We start from the raw sequence: 15,141 nt of genomic DNA on the forward strand, positions 1-15,141 counted from the left end.
GTTTACGGCGTGGACTACCAGGGTATCTAATCCTGTTTGCTCCCCACGCTTTCGCGCCTCAGCGTCAGTAATGAGCCAGTATGTCGCCTTCGCCACTGGTGTTCTTCCGAATATCTACGAATTTCACCTCTACACTCGGAGTTCCACATACCTCTCTCATACTCAAGACACCCAGTATCAAAGGCAGTTCCGAGGTTGAGCCTCGGGATTTCACCCCTGACTTAAATGTCCGCCTACGCGCCCTTTACGCCCAGTAATTCCGAGCAACGCTAGCCCCCTTCGTATTACCGCGGCTGCTGGCACGAAGTTAGCCGGGGCTTCTTCTCCGGGTACCGTCATTATCGTCCCCGGTGAAAGAATTTTACAATCCTAAGACCTTCATCATTCACGCGGCATGGCTGCGTCAGGCTTTCGCCCATTGCGCAAGATTCCCCACTGCTGCCTCCCGTAGGAGTCTGGGCCGTGTCTCAGTCCCAGTGTGGCTGGTCATCCTCTCAGACCAGCTACTGATCGTCGCCTTGGTGAGCCGTTACCTCACCAACTAGCTAATCAGACGCGGGCCGCTCTAAAGGCGATAAATCTTTCCCCCGAAGGGCACATTCGGCATTACCACCCGTTTCCAGGAGCTATTCCGAACCTAAAGGCACGTTCCCACGTGTTACTCACCCGTCCGCCACTAACCCCGAAGGGTCCGTTCGACTTGCATGTGTTAGGCCTGCCGCCAGCGTTCGCTCTGAGCCAGGATCAAACTCTCAGGTTGAGTTGACTTCTGACCTAAGCATGACAGCGCCGAAGCGCCGTCTGGCATTAGTTCTACGTATTCTTGACGAGATCCCACGTTCACCGATCCGAAGACCGGTTACATGGTATGTCTTTTCAAAAAGACCGCAGATGTCAGTGTCGATGATAACCTCTAGGGTTATCGCCAGGACACCGCCGCCTGCGTTTCTCTTTCCAGATCAACGATTTCAAAGACCTCAGGAACCGGAGACCGACCCCACCGTTTAGCGCCCGGTTGCGGCGGAGGCGGCGATGTAGTCGCCTCAGTGTTTCGTGTCAAGCGATCTTCCGAAGAAGTTTCTCTTTTTCACGACCCCGCTTGGCGGCGAGGGAGGCGCTGTTTAGCGCCTCGATTTTCCTAGTCAAGTCGTTCTTTTCAGAAAAGAACTTCTCGGTTCGGAGCCACCCCGGAGGGCGGCGGAGGCGGCTACCTAAAGAGGCGACCTCTCCGTGTCAACCGGGCCTTTCGACCTTTTTTGCAATCACCGAAACCGAAGTTTCCGAGGCCGCAAAAAACCGTCCCAGGAAGCCGGAGGGGCTTCCCTCAGTTCGTTTGGACGATTCGATTGAAGCGCGGAGACTAGTCGGCGGCGTTTCGAAAAGCAAGGGGCCGAGGCCGTCTTTCTTTCCTGTGGAGCCTGGGAAACTGATGTCTCCGCGGCCCCGCCGTCCAGCCCGTCTCCGAGCGAGGCGGCGGTATACGGAGGGGCTCCGAAGACCGCAAGCGGCTTTTTCGTGGCCGGACGGTTTTTCTCGCAGACTCCGGGTCCGCGACCCCGCTCAGCCCGCCGCTATATAGGTTCTGAGGCTTTCGGCCTCGCGCGATGCGGCCGCGATCTGGCATTTCACCACGTCGCCGATCGACACCACGCCGCACAGACGCTCTTCCTTCAGCACGGGCAGATGGCGGATTCGCCGATCCGTCATGCGCGTCATCAGCACATCGACCGTCTCGGCCGGCTGGGCGAAGACCACCTCGCGGGTCATATAGTCGTCGACCGGCCGGTCCAGCGCGCCCTGCCCGTCGCGCGCCACGGCGCGAACCACGTCGCGTTCCGACATGACGCCGACCACCCGGTCGTCCTGACAGACCATCAAGGCGCCGATGCGTCTCTGCTCCAGCTCGCGACACGCCTGGCCGACGGTCAGTTCGGGCGGAATGGCGAAGACGGCGTCGCCCTTGGACTTCAGGATTTCGGCGACCAGCATGGCGACGCTCCTTCTCTATATATAGAGAGCGCGGCCGCGGACGGGGCCGCTTCAGTCGACAGGGTCGCCCAGACGCGGCGTCGAATCAAATCCCGGCTTCGTGTTCGCGAACCAGCGGATCAGCGGGCCGATAGCCAAAAGCCCGACAACATAGCCGAAGGCGTGCGCTTCCCAGGCGATGCGGCCGCCCGAAACGCCGGGCGCCAGGCCGATCAGGCCGATGACCAGATTCGCCGCCATCCAGCCGGCGCTGGACTGAATCACCCGCCGATCCGTCAGCGGCATCAGCCGCCCGGACCCGATCTCCAGCCGCATGGCCGCGCCGATCAGGCCGAACACCCCGCCCGAGGCGCCGACCAGCGCATCGCTTGCCCCCCAATGCACCAGCCCATACCCCAGGGCCGCCAGCATGCCGGACACTATATATAGGCACAGAAACGCCCCCGCCCCGCGCAGACCCTCCAGCCGCCGCAGAATCGGCGCGCCAAAGGCCAGGGCCCCCACGGCGTTCATGATGGCGTGCATCCATCCGGCGTGCAGCAGCATCGAAGTGAACAGGCCGGTCCAGCGCCCCTGGGCCAGATCCGCCGGCGAAAAGGCCCAGCCCAGGCCGCCGTCGGCCAGGCGCACCTGAAAGGCATAGAGAATCGGCATCGACGCCGCCAATGCGACCGCCAGCAGCGGCGCATTGAACAACGGCTGGCGCCGGGACGGTTCGATTCGCGGATCTGACCAGGGCATGGCGTCCAGATGCGGGGGGAACGCCGCGATCTCAAGCGGTTCTTAATAACCTTAATCGAGAGTCACCCATCGACCGCCCTTGCGGCCGCGTGAAACCGGAGTCCGTCAACGCCATGTCGCGGCATCTGAACAGCCTGGCCTGCGCCGCCATTCTGGTTGTCGGCGCCCTGCCGTGCACCGCCTTCGCCCAGTCGGCCGGATCATCCGGCGCCGGCGCCTTTCAGGTCGGCTATGGCGGTTCGCGCTACACCACCGCGCGCCAGGCGACCGGCTCGACCCGCGACGCCAACGGCAACCGGCTGGTGATCGACGGCATCATCCAGACGGGGGCCTCCAGCTATTCCAGCGCCTCGGGCGGCGTGGCCAGCGCCTATTCCGGCGCGGGCGGCAGCGGAAACGGCCAGACCCAGATCGGCGGCGCCACCGCCATCGGCAACAGCCTGAACGTCGTGGTTCAGGGCAACAACAACACGGTGATCGTGAACTCCAACCAGACCAACACCGGCAATGTCACCGCCGGCACGGCGCTGAACGGGAATCTGAGGCTTCCATGATCGCTCGTCCGTTGAAGATCGGCGCGGCCCTGTCGGCCCTGGCCCTGCTGTCCGGGTGCGTTTCGACGACCGCCGGGCCGTCGGGCCTGTATGCGACACCCATCGGCAATGCGCCGGTGACGGCCAATCCGACCCCCTATTCCACCGGCCTGTATTGCTTGGCCGACTATGCCCGGCGCTACAATCTGCCGTCGCCGCGCATCGCCGTGGGCCGGATCAGCGACTATACCGGCACGGTGTCGGCCGATGGCGGACGCCAGATCACCGGCGGCGCCTCCCTGATGGCCTATTCGGCCCTGGCCAAGGCCGGCGCCCGCATCGTGGAGCGGTTCGACACCTCGGTGTCGGAACTGGAGCTGCGCTACGCCAACAACAAGCTGATCGGGGACGCGGGCCAGGGCGGCCCTGAAGACGCCCAGTATCGCCGCATCCTGGCCGGTCAGGTGCCGGGGTCCGACTTCTATATCGTCGGCGGCATCACCGAGGTGAATTACAACATTGGCTCGGCCGGCTTCGACGCCGGCATGGGCGAGGTCGATTCCAACCGCGGCGGCTCGGGCGTCATCACCGGCAAGGTGTTCGTGATGAACGTGGCCATGGACCTGCGCCTGGTCCAGACCACCACGCTGGAGGTGGTCGACGTCATCTCCTACCAGAAGCAGATTGTCGGCCGCGAGATCTCGGCCGGGGTGTTCGACTTCCTGAACGGCAATGTCTTCGACATCTCGGCCGGGCGCGGCGGCTTCGAGCCGGTGCAGCTGGCGGTCCGTTCGGTCGTCGAGCGGGCGATCATCGAGATGATGGCCAATCTGTACGGCGCGCCCGGACCCGAGGCCTGCCTGGACACCCGCAACGAGCTGCTGCGCGACACCACCGTGGGTCCGACCGGCGGCTATTACCCGGCCTACGCCAATACGGAAACGAACAATGGCCAGACTCGCGCCGACCCGTCTCGCTGGCATGATCGCCGCGACGGCGATGTGCGCCGCAGCCGCTACTGAGGCCGCCGCACAGACCGTTCCGCCGGGATCGCTGGTCCTGAACACCCAGTTGCAGCTGGGCGATGTCGTCGCGGGCGAGACCCTGAACGTCGTGGATGTGCGCGAACAGGTCACCGTGACCAATTCGGCCCACGGCAATGTCCTGATCGGGGCCGTGCAGAACGATTCGCTGACGCTCGGCTCGACCCAGACGCTGCGTGAGGATGTGCAGGCGCAAACCGTTCTGACCCTGGGCGGCGACACCGAAGGCGTGGTCAGCGCCACGACCCAGGCGCGGGGCAATTACCTGGCCGCCGGCGCCTATGACGCCGATCTGACGCTGTACGCGACGCAAGAGGTGGACGAGGTCGAGATCACGGCTTCTTCCACCGTCACGGACGAGACCGCCCGCCTGATCGGCGGCGCCTATGTCCATTCCGCCGCCATCGCCAATACGGTCGCCGTCGGCGGCGAAGGCGCGACGGTCCAAGGGGTGGTCGACCAGACCTCGGCCGCCACGGTGCGCGCCCACAACTTCCTGGGCAGCCAGTACATTCCCAACCAGGCCGAGTTCACCAGCCAAGCCATCGCCAACGCCGTGGCGGTCAACAGCGATCAAGCCTCGAACCAGGACCTGTCGGTGCGCCAGCGCGCCCGCGGCGTCATCGTGGAGGCGGACACCAGCGCCAACTCGGGCAACGCCTGGGATCTGGCGGGCCGGGCCAACGCCGCCGCCAACCAGACGGTCCTGGCCAATCAGGGCGGATCGCTGATGGCCCGCACGGACCAGGGCAACGACGCCCGCGTGCGCGCCGCCACCATCGTCACCGCCTATGATTTCGGCGCCGCCACGGCCCAGGCGCGCGGGGTCGGCAATGAGGTGTCCGCCGGCAACAACGACATCTATCTGGAACTGGACAACACCCAGCTGAACAACGGCCGGATCGACGCCACGGCCCAGTTTTCAGGCGCGAACGGCTATGACGCCTATGTCGGCGCCGATGCGGCGGGAAACGTCGTCACCGGCTACGCCTGTTCGGAATGCCAGGGCGTGATCGACGCCCGCAACACCCAGACCAACACCGCCAACATCACCGCCACGACCAGTGTGACCACAACCGGCGCCAGCCGCGCCGTGATCGCCGGAGCCAACGCCACCGGCAATTCGGCGACCTTCTATGTGTCGCGGCCCGGAAATTAACTTCCGTTAACTTGCGGCCTGGCGACATGTCACCTAGAGGTGACACAAGGGGCGTCGGCAAGGTCGGGGCCCGTGTGTCATCGCCTGGCCGGTTGATCGGCAGGCTCTAGGAGACTGCCTGATGCGTCCTGTCCGCCGACTGCTACTTGCCGCCGTTTCCGGCCTGGCCCTGGGCGCCGCCGCCCTCCCCGCCATGGCCCAGACCGCGCCGTCCTGGACCCAGGCCACCAGCGACATTCCCGCCGACGCCAATGTCCGGTTCGGCCAGCTGGAAAACGGCATGCGCTACGCCATCCTGCGTAACGCCACCCCCGCCGGCCAGGCGTCGCTGCGTCTGCACATCGCCGCCGGTTCGCTGATGGAGAACGAGGAACAGCTGGGCCTGGCGCACTTCACCGAACACATGCTGTTCAACGGCACCGAAGAGGTGCCCGAGAATGAGCTGCTGCGCACGCTGGAGCGTCTGGGCCTGTCGTTCGGCGCCGACACCAACGCCATGACCGCCTTCGACCAGACGGTCTATATGCTGGAGCTGCCGCGCACCGACGACGAGACGGTGGACACCAGCCTGCACATCATGCGCCAGCAGGCGTCGGCCGCCCTGATGACCGCCGAGGCCATCGACGCCGAGCGCGGCGTCATCGTCGGCGAACAACGCACCCGCGACACGCCGGGCCTGCGCTCGCTGATCGCCCAGCTGAAGCTGCTGGCGCCGGGTCAGCGCCTGCCCGACCGCCTGCCGATCGGCGATCTGGAGGTCATCCGCACCGCCCCGCGTGAGCGTTTCGTGGACTTCTACACCTCCTATTACCGGCCCGAGCGCGCCACCTTCGTGGCCGTGGGCGACTTCGACGTGGACGCCATGGAGGCCAAGATCCGCGGCGCCTTCGATTCGTGGCGCGGCGTCGGCGCGGCCGGCCCTGATCCCGACCTGGGCCAGGTCGCCCCGCGCCAGACCGAAACCAAGATCCTGCTGGAGCCAGGCATCCAGTCCAGCATCCAGCTGAACTGGGTCCGCAATCCCGACCTGGACCCCGACACCCGCGCCGAACGGCGTGAAGAGACCCTGGAATCGCTGGGCCTGGCGGTGCTGAACCGCCGCCTGGGCGAACTGGCCCGCGCCGACAACCCGCCCTTCCTGGGTGCCGGCGGCTCGACCAGCGACCTGTGGGATACCGTCGGCGTCGGCGGCGTTTCGGCCGCCTTCAACCCCGGCGGCTGGAAGCGCGCCCTGGAGACCATCGAGCAGGAGCAGCGCCGCCTGATCCAGTTCGGCGTCAGCCAGGCCGAACTGCAGCGCGAAATCACCGACGTGCGCACCGCCATGGAGAACGCCGTGGCGCGCGCCGCCACCCGTTCGACCCCCGCCCTGGCCAACGGCCTGGTCGGCGCGGTCAATGACGACCGCGTCTTCGCCAGCCCGGCGACCAATCTGGAACTGTTCAACGCCGTCGTCGACGGGCTGACGACCGAACAGGTCAACGCCGCCGTCCGCACCGCCTTCCAGGGCCAGGGCCCGGTGATCCTGGTCATCACCCCGGTCGAGATCGAAGGGGGCGAAGCCGCCGTCACCTCGGCGTTCGAGGCGTCGCGTCAGGTCGCCGTGACCGCCCGTGCCGACGAAGCCGCCCTGGAGTGGCCCTATGCCGACTTCGGAACCGCCGCCGCGCCCAGCAACCGCACCGAGGTCGCCGACCTGGGCGCCACCCTGGTCACCTTCCCCAACGGCGTGCGCCTGACGGTCAAGCCGACCGACTTCCGTGACGACCAGATCCTGGTTCGCGTGCGCACGGGCATCGGCGACCTGGCCATGCCCAGCGACCGCGTCACCGAAGCCCAGCTGGTCGACAATGTTCTGACCGCCGGCGGCCTGGGCCGCCTGACGGTCGATCAGACCAACCGCGTGCTCAGCGGCCGGACCTACAGCGTCAACGCCTCCATGGGAACCGACGCCTTCCAGCTGAACGGCGCGACCAAGCCCGAAGACCTGGATCTGCAGATGCAGGTTCTGGCCGCCTATATGACCGATCCGGGCCTGCGCGCCGCCCCGTTCGAGCAGATCAAGTCGCTGTACCCGCAGCTGATCAGCCAGGTTCGCGCCACGCCGGGCGGCGCCTTCGGCCTGGACGCGGGCGCCCTTCTGGCCAGCGGCGACCGTCGCGCCGCCACCCCCACGACCGAAGAGGTCGCGGCCATGCAGCTGGACACCCTGCGCACCATCGTGCGTGACGGTCTGGCCCACGGCCCGATCGACATCGTCATGGTCGGCGACGTCACCGTGGACGACGCCATCAAGTCGGTGGCCTCGACCTTCGGCGCCCTGCCGGCGCGCGGCGCCGCCGCCACGCCCCCGGCCGGCTCGGACCAGCGCCGCTTCCCGGCCGGGACGGCCGCGCCGGTGCGCCTGACCCATACGGGCCAGCCCAACCAGGCCATGGGCTATGTCGCCTGGCCGACCGCCGACGCCATCGGCGACCGCACCCTGTCGCGTCAGCTGGGCATCCTGTCCGACGTGATCCAGCTGCGTCTGAACGAAGTGATCCGCGAGCAGATGGCCATCGCCTATTCGCCGCGATCGGGCAGCTCGTCCTCGACCACCTTCCCCGGCTACGGCTCCATCTCGGTCCAGGCCGATGTGAAGCCCGAGGATCTGCCGCGTCTGTTCGAGGCGGTGGACGCCATCGCCGCCAGCCTGCGCGACACCCCGATCGAGCAGGACGAACTGGTCCGCGCCCAGCGGCCCTCGGTCGAGGCCCTGCGCCGCAGCCGCAACGACAACGCCTACTGGCTGGGCCAGCTTCAGGACGCCCAGAAGGACCCGGCCAGCCTGGACGAAATCCGCAACCACGTGGCGGACCTGGAATCGGTCACCCCGGCCGACATCCAGCGTCTGGCCCAGACCTATCTGAAGTCCGCCAACGCCTGGCGCGCCGAGGTGGTGTCGGAAACCCCCGCCCCGGCCCAGTAAGGCCGTCGGCAGGACGAACAAGAAAGGCCCCGGCGTCGCAGGACGCCGGGGCCAGTTCGTCAGTCGCGTCGACGGAGGATCGACGTGTCCAATCTAGAGAATCGCATCTGACGCCCGGCTGAACGCGGAGTTCACGTCTTGGGGGGTCAGAAAACCCGGCCGCCGACGCCGCCGTCCAGCATCATCGAGGCGCCGGCCACGGCGATTCCCTCGCGCTCGACCACTTCCTCGCGATACTCGGTGTATTCCTCTTCCCGATACAGGGTCAGGATCTTGATCCCGGCGCCATAGCGGCGCAGCAGCGAGCGCTCGTTACAGTCGCGCTCGGCCTTCTGGACCCGGCATTCGACGCGGCCGCCGCGTCCGTGCCACAGGGCCTCGCCCTTGCGACAGGCCAGGGTCTCGCCGTGGTCGAACCGCACTTCGCCGTCATAGTCGGCGATGGTCAGCTGCAGCCAGGTGCCGGCCAGGCAGCGATACAGTTCGCCTTCGTAGTCCTCGTTCACGTCGCGATCCGGCCGGACCTGCGACGCCGGGTGCGGGCGGCTGCGGTCGTCCAGGCAGACGGCCTGGATCACCACCCGCTTCTGCATGCGGCGCATCGAGGTATAGGGCACCCGCACCGTCTGGCGCACGCGCGCGCCCTCGACATTCAGGCCCTGGATGACGGTGGGATAGGGCTGTTCCACATTGACGTAGGCCGAACCGCCGCCCTGGACATAGACCGTGCCGCCCGCCCGGGCGTTGATCGCCGAGCGCGCGCCGGCGTTGGCCGAGGCGTTGGCGTTCACATTGACGTTGACGTTGATGTTGGTGTTGCCAGAGCCGCAGCACGGCGGCGGCGGCGGGCTTTCGCAGCACGGATTGGGCGGCGGCGGGGGCGGAGGGGGCGGTGGCGGCGGCTCGCAGCACGGCGGCGGCGGCGGTTGGCAGGTCACCGGCCCGCACTGGGCCGACGCCTCGTCGGCGAAGGCCGTCAGGGCCAGAAAGCCCACGCCCGCCGGCAGCCAGGTCTTGATGCTGAGCGGCATTCGCCCGCCCTCCACAGAGATCTTCAGCCTGGCATCTGACCCGCAAACCGTTGCGTTTCCGTTTCCGTGGCCGGCGGCCCGGCCCTTGCGCAGACGGGGGCGGAGGGACCGTCGATGTTCCATCACGGCACACAGACGCTGATCGACGCCTGGAACCGCCTGCCGGATGCGCAGCGGATTCCGTCGCGCGTCTCGATCGATCCCGCCGCCTTCGGACCCCTGCTGCCGCAGGTGTTCGTGGCGGACCGCACCGAGGTGGGGGCTAAGGTGCGGTTCGCCGGCGGCTGGGTCGAGGCCTTCCATGGCCATGCCCTGTCCTGCCAACCGTGGCTGCAGTTGTGGGGCGACGACAGTCGGCCGCTGGTCGCCTCGGCCATCCTTCAGTGTTTCCGAGAAGCGCGGCCCGTCGCCGTGGTCGCCCAGGCCGGGACCGAAGGGCTGGAGATCGCCATCGCCCCGTTGCGAGGCCCCGATGGCCGCCCCAGCCGCCTGCTGGGCCTGTATCAGCCGACCACGGCCCTGGCGCGGGTGATGACCGATGCGCCCGCCCTGAGCGCCCGCGTCACCATCGGCGTCGGTGATTTGCGCCGCGCGCCCCTGGCCCTGGCCTGTATCGACGGGCGACGGGTGGCCTAAGCCGACGTCAGGTCGGTCGCATAGCGGCGCCAGTTCTGGACATAGTGCTGGGCCGACGCCTTCAGCGCCTCGATGTGGCCCGGCTCAAGCTGCCGCACCACCTTGCCCGGCTGGCCCATGACCAGGCTGTTGTCGGGAATCACCTTGCCTTCGGTGACCAGCGCGCCCGCGCCGATCAGGCAGTTGTTCCCGATCTTGGCCCGCCCCAGGATCACCGCGCCGATGCCGATCAGGCAGTTGTCGCCGATCTCGCAGCTGTGGATCATGGCCATATGGCCCACGGTCACCCCGCGGCCGATGGTCAGCGGTTCGCCCGGGTCGGAATGCAGCACGCTGCCGTCCTGGATATTGGTGTCGGGACCGATGGTGATGGGATCATTGTCGCCGCGAACGGTCACGCCGAACCAGATGCTGGCGCCGGGATGCAGAATCACATCTCCTATGACGACAGCATTCGGCGCGATCCAGTATTCGCCTTGGGGCGGAAGCTGCGGTTTCTTGTCCGCCAACGCATAAACCGTCATCGAAACATCACCTTATCTCTAGAAAACGAGCGCTTTAAGCCCTCGTAAACCACGTTAGCATCAGACTGTCTGAAGCGATTCGAGGCGCCCATTTGCGCCCCGGATCCGAAGCCGGATCAAGCCCGGTCCGGCCTGTAATCGTGGAGCACGCGCGTGCTGCGTTCCTGTCGGCGGCTGTTTCCGCTGAGCATCGATCCCGCAGACGACCCCGGCGGTCGCGTCGCGCGCCCTTCCCTTTTCGCCCTCGTTCGAGGCGACGTCATTCCGGCGTCGCCTTTTTTCATGCCCTGGAGGCGTCCATGACCAAGCGTTCGACACTCAAGCGCCAGACCCGCGAATTCGGCGTCCTGGATACGCGCCAGTTCATCGATGACGCCAAGGTCCGCCAGATGCCGCGCAACGCCGGCGGCGGCGGAAGCTGGTCGCCCTATCCGTCGAACGACGAGCGGGACCAGGGTTATCTGAAGACGCTGAAGCCCAAGTCGGACGGCCAGGCCGAACTGATGACGGCCATGGATACGCACAATCTGGTCATGGCCCTGGGGCCGGCGGGCACGGGCAAGACCTATCTGGCCGTGGCCAAGGCGGTCGAGGCGCTGGAAGCCGGCAAGGTCGGCCGCATTGTCCTCAGCCGTCCGGCGGTCGAGGCGGGCGAATCGATCGGCTTCCTGCCCGGCGACATGGAAGACAAGCTGGCCCCCTATCTGCGGCCCCTCTACGATGCCCTGTCGGACCGGCTGTCGATGAAGCGGGTCAAGGCGCTGATGGCGGAGGGGCTGATCGAGATCGCGCCGGTCGGCTACATGCGCGGCCGCACCCTGAACAACGCCTTCATCGTGGTCGATGAGGCCCAGAACTGCACCTATGTGCAGCTGAAGATGCTGCTGACCCGCCTGGGCTGGCATTCGACCATGGTGGTTACCGGCGACCCGCACCAGTCGGACCTGCTGCCGGGCGTGTCGGGCCTGTCGGACATCTCCGAGCGGCTGGAGCAGGTGCCGGACATCGCCGTGATCCGCCTGGCGGAACGCGACATCGTGCGCCATCCGCTGGTGGCCTCGATGATCGGGGTGCTGTAGGCGCCTAGACCATTTTCGGTTCAGTCGGAATCGACTGAACCCAGAACAATGGTCCAGGATTCAGCTGGAGCGAAGATCTGGGTTCCGTTGGACCTGCATCCAACGGAACCGATTTCGCTCTACACCACGTCCTGAAGACGCGGCGGGCCGTCGGGGGAAACCTCGGCGGCCTTTGCTTCGGGCGGCTTGGGTTTGCCGCCGATCCGGTCGATCAGGGCGAAGACGAACGGGTGCAGCGAGATCGACAGCAGGGCGCCGGCCAGGATCAGGTCGCGCGTCTCGGCCCGCATGGCGCCTTCGGCCATCGACAGGGCGGCCAGGATGAAGCTGAACTCGCCGATCTGGGCCAGGCTGGCGGCGACGGTCAGGCCGGTGGCCTTGTCCAGCTTGAACTGGTGCGTGATGACCAGGGCGGCCAGCGACTTGCCGATGATGACGATGAACAGCACGCCCAGCACGCCCAGCGGCTTGTTCACCAGAACCATCGGGTCGAACAGCATGCCCACCGAGACGAAGAACAGCACCGCAAAGGCGTCGCGCAGCGGCAGCGACCGCTCGGCCGCATTGTGGCCCAGGGGCGAGCCGTTCAGCACCAACCCCGCCAGGAAGGCGCCCAGCGCAAACGAATGGAACAGGGCATAGGCCACCCAGGCGATGCCCAGAGCGATGGACAGCACCCCCAGGGTGAACAGCTCGCGCGAGCGCGTATGGGCGATCCGCACCAGCAGCCACGGCAGCACACGCCCGCCGACCACCAGCATGCCGATGACGAAGGCCACCACCTTGACCAGGGTCCAGCCGACGCTCAGCGCCAGGGCGCTGGGGTCCAGAACCTCGCCCGGACGCACCAGGATCATGGGCAGCATGACCAAGGCGATGACGATCACCAGGTCTTCGACGATCAGCCAGCCCACGGCGATGCGGCCGATCTCGCCCTTGTTCTGCTTGCGCTCCTCCAGCGCCCGCATCAGCACGACGGTGGAGGCGACCGACAGCGAAAAGCCCAGCAGCAGGGCCTCGGTGTCGTTCATTTCCAGCAGGAACCGGCCCAGCACCCAACCCATGCCGGTCGCGGCCGTGATCTGGGCCAGGGCGCCGGGCACGGCGACCTTGCGTACCTGCATCAGGTCCTTGGGCGAGAAATGCAGCCCGACCCCGAACATCAGCAGGATCACGCCGATCTCGGCCAGTTGCGGCGCCAGTTCGGTGTCGGCGACGAAGCCGGCCGTATGCGGCCCAACCACGATGCCGGCCACCAGATAGCCGACCAGGGGCGACAGCTTGAGACGATTGGCGACCATGCCGAAGACGAAGGCCAGAACGAACCCTCCGACGAGGGTCAGGATCAGGCTGTCGGCATGGGGCATCGGCGCTCCGTGTCGGGTTGGGGGGCGGATTTAAGGCTTAACGCACTAAATGACGGCTGGTTGTGTCCACGGCAAGGCTTGCGGCCAATTGGTCGCATGAAAAAACCACGACAGCGGACGCCCGATCAGGCCCTGACCGCGCCCTTGGCCGCATCGACGCCCAGGGCCGACAAGGCGGCGGCAGCGATGTGTTCGGCGTTCAGACCGGCGGTCTGATACATGGCGAAGGGGCTGTCCTGGTCCTGGAAGACATCGGGCAGGTGCAGGGTGCGGACCTTCAGCCCGGCGTCCAGCGCGCCCTTTTGCGCCAGCAGTTGCAGCACGAAGGCGCCGAAGCCGCCCATGGCGCCCTCCTCCACCGTGATCAAGGCCTCATGCTCGCGCGCCAGGCGCAGGATCATTTCCGCGTCCAGGGGCTTGGCGAAACGGGCGTCGGCGACCGTGGCCGAAACCCCGCGCGCGGCCAGGGCCTCGGCCGCTTTCAGCGATTCCTGCAAGCGGGTGCCCAGGCTCAGGATGGCGACGGCCGTGCCTTCGCGCACGATCCGGCCCTTGCCGATCTCCAGCGGGGCGGCCAGCTCCGGGATCTCGACCCCCACGCCGTCGCCGCGCGGATAACGGAAGGCGCTGGGCCGGTCGTCGATCTCGCAGGCGGTGGCGATCATGGCCGCCAGATCCGCCTCGTCGGCCGCAGCCATCAGCACCATGTGCGGCAGCGCGCCCATATAGCCGATGTCGAACGATCCCGCGTGGGTCGCCCCATCGGCGCCGACCAGACCCGCCCGGTCCATGGCGAACCGCACCGGCAGCTTCTGGATGGCGACGTCGTGCACCACCTGGTCATACCCCCGTTGCAGGAAGGTCGAATAGATGGCGCAGAACGGCTTCATCCCATCGGCCGCCAGACCGGCGGCGAAGGTCACCGCATGCTGTTCGGCGATGCCGACGTCATAGGTTCGGGTCGGAAACGCCTGGCCGAACAGGTCCAGCCCGGTGCCGGACGGCATGGCGGCGGTGATGGCGACGATGGACGGATCGCGCTCGGCCCGCTTGATCAGCTCGGTCCCGAACACCTTGGTGTAGCTGGGGGCGTTGGAGACGGCCTTGGACTGTTTGCCCGACACCACGTCGAACTTGACCACGGCATGCAGCTTGTCGGCGCTGCTTTCGGCCGGGGCGTAGCCCTTGCCCTTCTGCGTCACGACGTGGACCAGAACCGGCTTGTCGGTGATGGCCGCCGCCTTTTTCAGGATGGGGACCAGATTCTCCATGTCGTGCCCGTCGATCGGCCCGACGTAGTAGAAGCCCAGCTCCTCGAAGAAGGTGCCGCCGGTGACCATGCCGCGGGCGTATTCCTCGGCCTTCCTCGCCGCATTGCGGAACGGGCGCGGCAGGTGCTCGACCACCGACTTCCCGAGGCGACGGACGTTCTGATAGGCGCCGCCCGACACCAGGCCGGCCAGATAGGCGCTCATGCCCCCCACCGGCGGGGCGATGGACATGTCGTTGTCGTTCAGCACCACCATCAGCTGGCCCTGGGTGGCCTCGGCGGCGTTGTTCATGGCCTCATAGGCCATGCCGGCGGACATCGACCCGTCGCCGATCACCGCGACGATGCGGTTCTTCCCGCCCTTCTGGTCGCGCGCGGCGGCGAAGCCCAGGGCGGCGCTGATCGAGGTCGAGGCGTGGGCCGCGCCGAACGGGTCGTATTCGCTCTCCGCCCGCTTGGTGAAGCCCGACAGGCCGCCGCCCATGCGCAGGGTGCGGATACGGTCGCGCCGCCCGGTCAGAATCTTGTGCGGATAGCATTGGTGCCCCACGTCCCAGATCAGGATGTCCTTCGGCGTCTCGAACACATGGTGCAGGGCGACCGTCAGTTCGACCACGCCCAGGCCCGCGCCCAGGTGCCCGCCGGTCACCGACACGGCGTCGATCGTCTCGGCCCGCACCTCCTGCGCCAGCTGCTTCAGCTGGGCGATGTCGAAGCCGCGCGTATCGGCGGGGAAATGGACGGTGTCGAGAAGGGGGGTGTCGGGCATGGCGTCAGTCTCTACCGGCTCTTCTCTACTCC

Annotated in this window: 12 protein-coding genes and 1 rRNA gene; 6 read left to right on the plus strand and 7 right to left on the minus strand. The window is 66.9% G+C overall.

Going from position 1 to position 15,141, the window contains the following annotated elements; translation table 11 throughout:
- From Q0581_RS01585 to Q0581_RS01595, 3 genes are all read right to left on the minus strand, one after another.
- A 16S ribosomal RNA gene (locus tag Q0581_RS01585) occupies positions 1-760 on the minus strand; the annotation flags it as partial.
- Positions 761-1,560: 800 nt separating this feature from the next.
- Complete coding sequence (locus tag Q0581_RS01590) at positions 1,561-1,989, minus strand: CBS domain-containing protein (protein WP_298696863.1); 429 nt, start codon at positions 1,987-1,989, stop codon at positions 1,561-1,563.
- A 51-nt stretch (positions 1,990-2,040) separates the two neighbouring features.
- Positions 2,041-2,643 (minus strand): rhomboid family intramembrane serine protease, encoded by a 603-nt coding sequence (locus tag Q0581_RS01595; RefSeq protein WP_298696866.1) that lies wholly within the window; start codon positions 2,641-2,643, stop codon positions 2,041-2,043.
- A 200-nt stretch (positions 2,644-2,843) separates the two neighbouring features.
- On the opposite strand from Q0581_RS01595, the gene hfaA reads away from it, so the two are divergent.
- From hfaA to Q0581_RS01615, 4 genes are all read left to right on the plus strand, one after another.
- The gene (gene hfaA, locus Q0581_RS01600; RefSeq protein WP_298696869.1) at positions 2,844-3,284 is read left to right on the plus strand and encodes a holdfast anchoring protein HfaA; all 441 of its coding nucleotides are present in this window, start codon (positions 2,844-2,846) and stop codon (positions 3,282-3,284) included.
- Positions 3,281-4,285, plus strand: a complete 1,005-nt coding sequence (gene hfaB / locus Q0581_RS01605) for a holdfast anchoring protein HfaB (RefSeq protein WP_298696871.1) — start codon at positions 3,281-3,283, stop codon at positions 4,283-4,285. The genes hfaA and hfaB overlap by 4 nt, the downstream gene beginning before the upstream one ends.
- Positions 4,212-5,465: a holdfast anchor protein HfaD gene (gene hfaD, locus Q0581_RS01610; RefSeq protein ID WP_298696874.1), complete on the plus strand. Its 1,254-nt coding sequence runs from the start codon at positions 4,212-4,214 to the stop codon at positions 5,463-5,465. Before hfaB ends, hfaD begins: the two co-directional genes overlap by 74 nt.
- 121 nt (positions 5,466-5,586) lie before the next feature.
- Positions 5,587-8,433 (plus strand): M16 family metallopeptidase, encoded by a 2,847-nt coding sequence (locus Q0581_RS01615; RefSeq protein WP_298696877.1) that lies wholly within the window; start codon positions 5,587-5,589, stop codon positions 8,431-8,433.
- 146 nt (positions 8,434-8,579) lie between these two features.
- Here the strand turns inward: Q0581_RS01615 and Q0581_RS01620 are convergent, their stop codons facing one another.
- Positions 8,580-9,464 (minus strand): hypothetical protein, encoded by an 885-nt coding sequence (locus tag Q0581_RS01620; protein ID WP_298696879.1) that lies wholly within the window; start codon positions 9,462-9,464, stop codon positions 8,580-8,582.
- A gap of 114 nt (positions 9,465-9,578) precedes the next feature.
- Here Q0581_RS01620 and Q0581_RS01625 point away from each other — a divergent pair, with 114 nt between their 5' ends.
- A complete protein-coding gene (locus tag Q0581_RS01625) occupies positions 9,579-10,100 on the plus strand; it encodes a PAS domain-containing protein (protein WP_298696883.1) in 522 nt (173 codons plus the stop codon).
- On the opposite strand, the gene Q0581_RS01630 is transcribed toward Q0581_RS01625, so the two are convergent.
- Positions 10,097-10,624, minus strand: a complete 528-nt coding sequence (locus Q0581_RS01630) for a gamma carbonic anhydrase family protein (protein ID WP_298696885.1) — start codon at positions 10,622-10,624, stop codon at positions 10,097-10,099. The two genes, Q0581_RS01625 and Q0581_RS01630, sit on opposite strands and share 4 nt — an antisense overlap.
- A 287-nt stretch (positions 10,625-10,911) precedes the next feature.
- Between Q0581_RS01630 and Q0581_RS01635 the strand changes: the two genes are divergently transcribed.
- A complete protein-coding gene (locus Q0581_RS01635; RefSeq protein WP_298697006.1) occupies positions 10,912-11,703 on the plus strand; it encodes a PhoH family protein in 792 nt (263 codons plus the stop codon).
- Between the two features lie 119 nt (positions 11,704-11,822).
- Here Q0581_RS01635 and Q0581_RS01640 read toward each other — a convergent pair whose 3' ends face one another.
- Entirely contained in the window at positions 11,823-13,070 is a 1,248-nt protein-coding gene (locus Q0581_RS01640; protein ID WP_298696888.1) for a cation:proton antiporter, read from the minus strand.
- A gap of 125 nt (positions 13,071-13,195) precedes the next feature.
- Positions 13,196-15,109: a 1-deoxy-D-xylulose-5-phosphate synthase gene (gene dxs / locus Q0581_RS01645; RefSeq protein WP_298696891.1), complete on the minus strand. Its 1,914-nt coding sequence runs from the start codon at positions 15,107-15,109 to the stop codon at positions 13,196-13,198.
- Positions 15,110-15,141 lie beyond the last annotated feature (32 nt).

It is taken from the genome of uncultured Brevundimonas sp. (genome assembly GCF_937863155.1).
Lineage (GTDB): Bacteria > Pseudomonadota > Alphaproteobacteria > Caulobacterales > Caulobacteraceae > Brevundimonas.

Excerpts from the sequence above, each read along its gene's own strand:
- Q0581_RS01615 (WP_298696877.1), top strand. The coding sequence starts at position 5,587 with ATGCGTCCTGTCCGCCGACTGCTACTTGCCGCCGTTTCCGGCCTGGCC.
- Q0581_RS01630 (WP_298696885.1), bottom strand. The coding sequence starts at position 10,624 with ATGACGGTTTATGCGTTGGCGGACAAGAAACCGCAGCTTCCGCCCCAA.
- Q0581_RS01625 (WP_298696883.1), top strand. The coding sequence starts at position 9,579 with ATGTTCCATCACGGCACACAGACGCTGATCGACGCCTGGAACCGCCTG.
- hfaA (WP_298696869.1), top strand. The coding sequence starts at position 2,844 with ATGTCGCGGCATCTGAACAGCCTGGCCTGCGCCGCCATTCTGGTTGTC.
- Q0581_RS01640 (WP_298696888.1), bottom strand. The coding sequence starts at position 13,070 with ATGCCCCATGCCGACAGCCTGATCCTGACCCTCGTCGGAGGGTTCGTT.
- Q0581_RS01620 (WP_298696879.1), bottom strand. The coding sequence starts at position 9,464 with ATGCCGCTCAGCATCAAGACCTGGCTGCCGGCGGGCGTGGGCTTTCTG.
- hfaB (WP_298696871.1), top strand. The coding sequence starts at position 3,281 with ATGATCGCTCGTCCGTTGAAGATCGGCGCGGCCCTGTCGGCCCTGGCC.
- dxs (WP_298696891.1), bottom strand. The coding sequence starts at position 15,109 with ATGCCCGACACCCCCCTTCTCGACACCGTCCATTTCCCCGCCGATACG.
- hfaD (WP_298696874.1), top strand. The coding sequence starts at position 4,212 with ATGGCCAGACTCGCGCCGACCCGTCTCGCTGGCATGATCGCCGCGACG.
- Q0581_RS01595 (WP_298696866.1), bottom strand. The coding sequence starts at position 2,643 with ATGCCGATTCTCTATGCCTTTCAGGTGCGCCTGGCCGACGGCGGCCTG.
- Q0581_RS01590 (WP_298696863.1), bottom strand. The coding sequence starts at position 1,989 with ATGCTGGTCGCCGAAATCCTGAAGTCCAAGGGCGACGCCGTCTTCGCC.